This is a genomic window from Bacillota bacterium (assembly GCA_018333655.1).
GTDB lineage: Bacteria > Bacillota > UBA994 > UBA994 > UBA994 > BS524.
In genome coordinates, this window is sequence record JAGXTJ010000041.1 from 21,557 (window position 1) to 28,075 (window position 6,519).

The 6,519-nt window shown below is 55.7% G+C and carries 5 protein-coding genes and 1 rRNA gene; all 6 read right to left on the bottom strand.

Annotated elements, in window-relative coordinates; all coding sequences use genetic code 11:
- Positions 1–2 precede the first annotated feature (2 nt).
- Entirely contained in the window at positions 3–506 is a 504-nt protein-coding gene (locus tag KGZ92_07720; GenBank protein MBS3889154.1) for a UvrB/UvrC motif-containing protein, read from the bottom strand.
- A 4-nt stretch (positions 507–510) separates the two neighbouring features.
- Positions 511–978 (bottom strand): CtsR family transcriptional regulator, encoded by a 468-nt coding sequence (locus KGZ92_07725; GenBank protein MBS3889155.1) that lies wholly within the window; start codon positions 976–978, stop codon positions 511–513.
- A 213-nt stretch (positions 979–1,191) separates the two neighbouring features.
- Positions 1,192–2,367: a class I SAM-dependent rRNA methyltransferase gene (locus KGZ92_07730; GenBank protein MBS3889156.1), complete on the bottom strand. Its 1,176-nt coding sequence runs from the start codon at positions 2,365–2,367 to the stop codon at positions 1,192–1,194.
- A gap of 61 nt (positions 2,368–2,428) precedes the next feature.
- The gene (fusA, locus tag KGZ92_07735; protein MBS3889157.1) at positions 2,429–4,510 is read right to left on the bottom strand and encodes an elongation factor G; all 2,082 of its coding nucleotides are present in this window, start codon (positions 4,508–4,510) and stop codon (positions 2,429–2,431) included.
- Between the two features lie 139 nt (positions 4,511–4,649).
- The gene (guaB, locus tag KGZ92_07740) at positions 4,650–6,089 is read right to left on the bottom strand and encodes an IMP dehydrogenase (protein MBS3889158.1); all 1,440 of its coding nucleotides are present in this window, start codon (positions 6,087–6,089) and stop codon (positions 4,650–4,652) included.
- Positions 6,090–6,365: 276 nt separating this feature from the next.
- Positions 6,366–6,482 (bottom strand): 5S ribosomal RNA (gene rrf / locus KGZ92_07745).
- Positions 6,483–6,519 lie beyond the last annotated feature (37 nt).

Below are 6,519 nucleotides of genomic sequence, written 5' to 3' on the forward strand. Positions count from 1 at the left end.
CTTCACTCAGCCTCTAGCTTTTTAATTTTATCGCGCAGCTCGGCCGCACGCTCGAAATGCTCTTGGTCAACCATCAGCTTAAGCTCGTCACGGAGCTGATGAAGTTGTCGTTTGCGCACCATGGCCTGCGCCCCCCGGCTCGGCAGCTTGCCCTGATGCACAGGATTGCCGTGAATGCGCTTGAGGAGCGGCGCGATTTGACGGCTAAAAGTCTGGTAACAATCCGCGCAACCGAAGCGGCCGCCTTCGGCGAAGCGACGATAGTCCGACCCACAAGTCGGGCAGACCATGCCCCGCGACTTTGGTGTAGGGGCGGCTTGCTCAAGGCTCATTAGGCCTGCCAGTAAGTTATTAATGCTAAAACTACCCGGGCCCACACCCATAAGGTCTAACTCGCCCATGGCCCGCGCGCAGACCTCACAAAGGTTCTTTTCGCTGCGGTCACCATTCGTAACCTGGGTTACATGTACGGTGGCGGGCCTCTCTCGGCATTCTTCACACAACATAGCGCTACGCCTCCTTCTCAATCATCAATATGGCCAGCATGGAACGCACTAGCTCGGCCCGCACCTGGTCGCGCCAGGGCAATTCTAGGCGCAAAATGGCTCTATCTACCGCAATACTCATCAGACGCGCCTCCCGCTCGGAAACGAGAGCGGCCTGGTACAGCACGTCAATCAGGTGATGGGCCTCCTCTTGCGTCAGTGCCAAGGCGGCATGCCGCAAGCACTCTTGCCACAATAGATCCGCGCTCCTCGCAAGGCGGGTCAGGCGAATGTAGCCGCCGCCCCCACGGCGCGACTCCACCCAGTAGCCACGCTGCGGTACAAACCTAGTTTGTAGCACGTAGCTAATTTGCGAGGGTGCGCAAGAGAAAGCCTCGGCCAGCTCACCGCGCCTAAAGACGATAGAGGCACCACGTGTTTCGTCAAGCTTACTGACTAGGTAGGCTTCGATGTCATCCGCAAGATTGTTCATGCCTAGGCCCCCTTCGGCAAAGGACCAAAACTCTGTCCTTCACTGACCTTAATTCTAATATACCCCCAAGACATACTCAAACATAACTAAGCTGCAAATCTGCCAAAATTTGCTCTCTTAGTCACGCAAGCTTCGCCTTGCTCGCCACTGCGCGTTTTTTGAGCAAAAACCGCCGCGATTGCTCGCAGCGGCTTCATTACCTAGGCCTCTTACCTACCAAACTTGCATCACGACAAACTTAAGGTAGCTGGTCTCATTAGCGGCTAAGAGTAAGGGGTGGTCGGCACCCTGCCCGCGCACCGCCACTACTTTAACTTGGCGATGGGCGTCCCGTGCGGCTTCGTTCAAGATGTAGAGAAAGTCCTCGCGCGACACATGGTATGAGCAGCTAGAGGAGATAAGAAAGCCCCCCGGCCTGACTAATTTTAGCCCCCGCAGGTTGACCTCCTTGTAGCCCCGTCGCGCCGCCGGCAGCGAAGCCTTATTCTTAGTAAAGGCCGGCGGGTCAATCATTACCGTGTCGTACTGCTCTCTTTGCTCGACCTTTTCGCGCAGAAAGTCAAAGGCATTGGCCTCTACAGCAGAAATGACGGACATCCCATTTAGGGCCGCGTTCTGCAGGGTGCCCGCGACGGCCACAGCCGAAATATCGACCGCGGTAACTTCGGCCGCACCGAAGCCCGCGGCGTGCACCGCAAAAGACCCCGTGTGACTAAAGCAGTCGAGCACCTTGGCGCCGCCGACGAAGGGCTTAATGTAGGCTCTATTTTCGCGTTGGTCAAGAAAATACCCTGTCTTCTGCCCAGCCCACAAATCCGCCACGAGGCGAAAGCCGTTCTCCTGCGCTTCTACCTGCGGCGTAAAGGCCTCGCCGGCAAAGTCCACCGAGAGCGGCAGCCCCTCAAGGCGGCGCACAGGCACATCATTGCGCAGCACAATGCCCTTAAGATCGAGAAGCTCCCGCAGGGAGGCTATAATCGTCGCCGTATGCGCTTCTATCCCTAGGGCGAGCACCTGCACCGCGGCATAGCGGTCATATATATCTACAATTAGCCCGGGCAGGGAATCGGCCTCGGCGTGCACCAGGCGGTAGGCATTTGTCTCTTTGCCAATCACCCTCTGGCGCAAAGTCTGGGCCTCTAAGAGCCTTCGGCGCCAGAACTCTGCCCCCACTTCCTCATCCTGCCTAGTTAGTAGCCGCACCACAATTTGACTGGCAGGGTTGTAGTAGCCCACGCCCACGAAGGCGCCGGCATGGTTCATCACCCTAACTAGGGAGCCGGGGCTAACATTGCCTGCCACGCGGCCTACTTCGCTCTGAAACACCCAGGGGTGGCCGGCCGAAATTCGCGGGCGGCGCTCTTTTAGTAAGTAAACAGTCGGATACATGTAAAATTCCCCTTCCAAACGAAGAGCTGTCCCAAACTAGTCTTTGAGACAGCTCGCTTCTTTATTCTTCCTCTTTTTTGGCCGCTAACGCTATGATGGGGTCTGCGACATTGCTCGGCACTTCTTCATAGTGAGCGTGCTCCGTTCTAAACGAGGCCCGTCCTTGCGTCATAGAGCGCAAGTCAGTGGCATACTTGAACAACTCGGCTAGCGGGGCCTGCGCCCTTACTAGCTGCATGCCGCCACTAGGTTCCATACCGAGGATGCGCCCGCGCTTCTTGTTTAAGTCGCCGATGATGGTGCCCATGTCTGCGTCGGGCACTAGTACCTCGACATTCATAATAGGCTCCAGCAAGATGGGGCGACAGGCCATAAAGGCCTTTTTAAAGGCGAGCGAGCCAGCTATTTTGAAGGCCATTTCAGACGAGTCCACCGCATGTGACGAGCCATCTACCAGGGCGACACGTACGTCGACCACCCTGTAGCCGGCGAGAACGCCCTCTTCCATCACTTCACGAATGCCCTTCTCCACGGCTGGAATGTAATTGCGAGGCACCGAGCCCCCGACGACTTTATCGACAAAATCAAAACCGACGCCAGCCTCTGCCGGCTCCATCTCAATCCACACATGCCCAAACTGCCCTTTACCGCCGGATTGTTTCTTGTGCTTGCCCTCCATACGAACGGAGCCGCGAATAGTCTCGCGGTAAGGCACACGTGGCAGCGAAATAACTAGGTCGACGCCATACTTTCTGGCGATGCGGCTAGTAATGACTTCAAGATGCAACTCACCCATGCCCGAGATAATTGTCTGCCGCGTTTCGGTGTCGCGCCGCACAACAAAGGTGAGATCCTCTTCTTGCAGGCGGGTGAAAGAACTGCCGATTTTCTCTTCGTCCCCTTTAGATTTAGGCTCCACCGCCATGGAAGTAACCGGCAGCGGGAAGACTACCCCCTTGTAACGGATCTGATGCTCTTTATCCGAGAGGGTGTCTCCCGTGGCGGTAGTTTGCAGCTTAGCCACGGCGGCGATATCTCCGGCCACAACTTCGCTGACCACCTCCTGCGTCTTGCCGCGCACCAAGAAGAGCTGCCCAATGCGCTCGGTGGCGTCTTTAGTGCTATTTAGTACCGCAGAATCCGATTTAATAACACCGGAATACACTCTAAAGAGCGACAGCTTGCCCACATAGGGGTCGGCCATGGTCTTAAAGACGAGGGCGGAGAAAGGCGCGCTAGCAAGCGGGGCCCTTTTCTCTTCACTACCCGACCTAGGGACCAAACCCTTTGCCGGGGCAAAATCTTTGGGCGAGGGGAAGTAACGTATAATGGCGTCAAGTGCCGACTTCATGCCTATATTGCGCAGGGAGGAACCGCACAAGATGGGGCTAAGTTTGCCCGCCAAGATGCCCGCCTTCGCGCCACGCATAACTTCTTCTAGGGTAAGCTCCACGCCCTCTAAGAATTTCTCGAGCAGCTCATCGTCAGTTTCAGCAACGGCCTCAAGCAGTACCGCGCGGTATTCCGCCGCCTGAGCCTTCAGTTCTTCGGGTATGGGGCGCTCTTCTACCTTGCGGCCATTATCGCTATAGTAAAAAGCCTTCTCCATTAGTAGATCGACGATACCCACGAGCTTAGTCTCCGCACCGATGGGCATCTGTATGGGGGCAGCGCTACTGCCAAAAATCTCTTTAATTTCGCCCACTACGCGCGCGAAATTGGCGTTTTCACGGTCCATCTTGTTGATGAAAAATGCGCGCGGCAAATTCTGTTCGCCCGCATACTGCCAGACTTTTTCCGTGCCTACTTCTACTCCCGAAACAGCGCAGGCGAAAATAAGTGCGGCATCTGCGACGCGTAGCGCCCCCTTAACTTCGCCGACGAAGTCAAAGTAGCCCGGCGTGTCAATAAAGTTGACCTTGTGCCCCTGTGCCACACAAGGCCCGAGCGAGGTAGTGATAGAGATGTTGCGCTTTACTTCTTCAGGGTCATGGTCAGAAACGGTGTTGCCCTCGTCTACCTTGCCCATGCGGTCGATGTGCCCGCTAGAGTAAAGTGCGGCTTCGAGAAAGCTCGACTTACCTGCCCCACCGTGACCTACGAGACAGATATTGCGGAGCTGCTCTGTGGTGTACTGCTTCAAACAAAATCTCCTCCTTCAAAAAGCACCTGCCAGCATTTTGCGTGTCCTTACGCTACCATTTCGCCGCAGGGTGAAGGTTATCCTGCCTGAATGATAGCAAGATTAAGATAATGTTAAATGACCTGCCTACTTAGCCTCCCTAACCTCGGCTGTAGTTAGGTGCCTCTTTAGTAATGCTGACATCATGCGGGTGGCTCTCACGTAGGCCTGCCGCCGTAATCTTTATAAATTCAGTTTTGGTCTGCAAATCGGCTATCGTCTGGCAACCGCAGTAACCCATGCCCGACTTTAGCCCACCCATGATTTGGTACACTGTCTCCGAAAGGGCGCCGCGGTAGGGCACACGGCCCTCTATCCCCTCGGGCACAGCCTTGGCGGCCTGCTCCTGGAAGTAACGGTCCTTACTGCCCCTCTCCATAGCGGCGATGCTGCCCATGCCGCGGTAGACCTTGTAGGTGCGCCCCTGAAAAACTTCTGTCTCGCCCGGGCTTTCTTCCGTGCCCGCCAAGAGATTGCCCAGCATCACCGTAGATGCGCCCGCCGCTAAAGCCTTGACCACATCGCCCGAATACTTAATGCCGCCGTCGGCAATAATCGGCACACCAAAGGGAGCAGCGGCCTGCGCACAATCGTGGACGGCCGTTACTTGGGGCACGCCCACACCCGCCACCACGCGCGTGGTGCAGATGGAGCCCGGCCCGATGCCCACCTTTAGACCGTCGGCACCAGCCGCGATAAGATCGCGCACCGCTGCTGCCGTGGCAATATTCCCCGCGATAAGGGCGACTTTAGGCCACGCCGCCTTTGTCTCGCGCACTTGCCGCAGCACGCCGTCTGAATGCCCGTGGGCGGTGTCTATGACTAAGACGTCAACGCCCGAAGCCACCAGCGCCGCCGCCCTATCCATGGTTCCTGGCCCCACGCCAATAGCCGCCGCCACTCGTAATCTACCCAAAGAATCCTTAGTGGCCTGCGGGTACATGCGCGCCTTCTCGATATCTTTAATCGTTATCAGGCCAATCAGCTGAAAGTTGTTGTCCACTAGGGGTAGCTTTTCTATTTTGTGCTTCCAGAGTATGGCCTTAGCTTCTTCTAGCGTCGTGCCCCGCGGTGCGGTCACCAAGTTTTCTTTGGTCATGGCCGTGTATATTTTGGCGTCTAAATCCACTTCAAAGCGAATGTCGCGGTTTGTAATAATGCCCACTAGCTTGCCCTGCACGGTTATCGGCACACCCGAAATGTGGTAGCGCTCCATCAGGCGCAGGGCGTCGCGGATAAGGTGCTCGGGCGACAAGAAAATGGGGTCGGTTATAACGCCGTGCTCCGAGCGCTTGACCCTATCTACCTCGGATGCCTGCTGCTCAATGCTCATACTCTTGTGCACTACGCCTAGACCACCCTCGCGCGCTATAGCAATGGCCATGCGAGACTCTGTTACCGTGTCCATACCTGCGCTTAAAATTGGGATGTGCAGGCGAATATCCTTCGTCAGATAGGTGCTGGTGTCCGCGTCCCGCGGCAAGACCTCTGACTGGCGTGGCACCAAAAGAACGTCATCAAAAGTTAAACCCTCGCGCACTGTTTATACCCCCATGCTTGTCTCTTTATTAGCTCAAAATCATACCAGAAACAAGATGCAAGAAGCAAGAAATAAGAAGCAGGAAGATAGATGCAAGAGAGAGGAATAAACGTTTATTAACCACAGAGTACACAGAGAAAAGCAAGAGAGGAATAAGGAGTAAAATTGGATGTACTCGTTCCATGTTCCTCTCTTTTCCACGCCTCTGTGCCTCTGTGGTTGAAATCGCCTCCTGAAGCAAAGACCCCTAGCATAGCTAGGGGTCTTCTAAGAAGATTCCGGCGGCGACCTACTCTCCCGGGGACTTGCGTCCCAAGTACCATCAGCGCTGGAGGGCTTAACTGCCGTGTTCGGGATGGGAACGGGTGTGACCCCTCCGCCATAACCACCGGAAATATGCACTCTCAAAACTAAACAGTGGAGACATTCA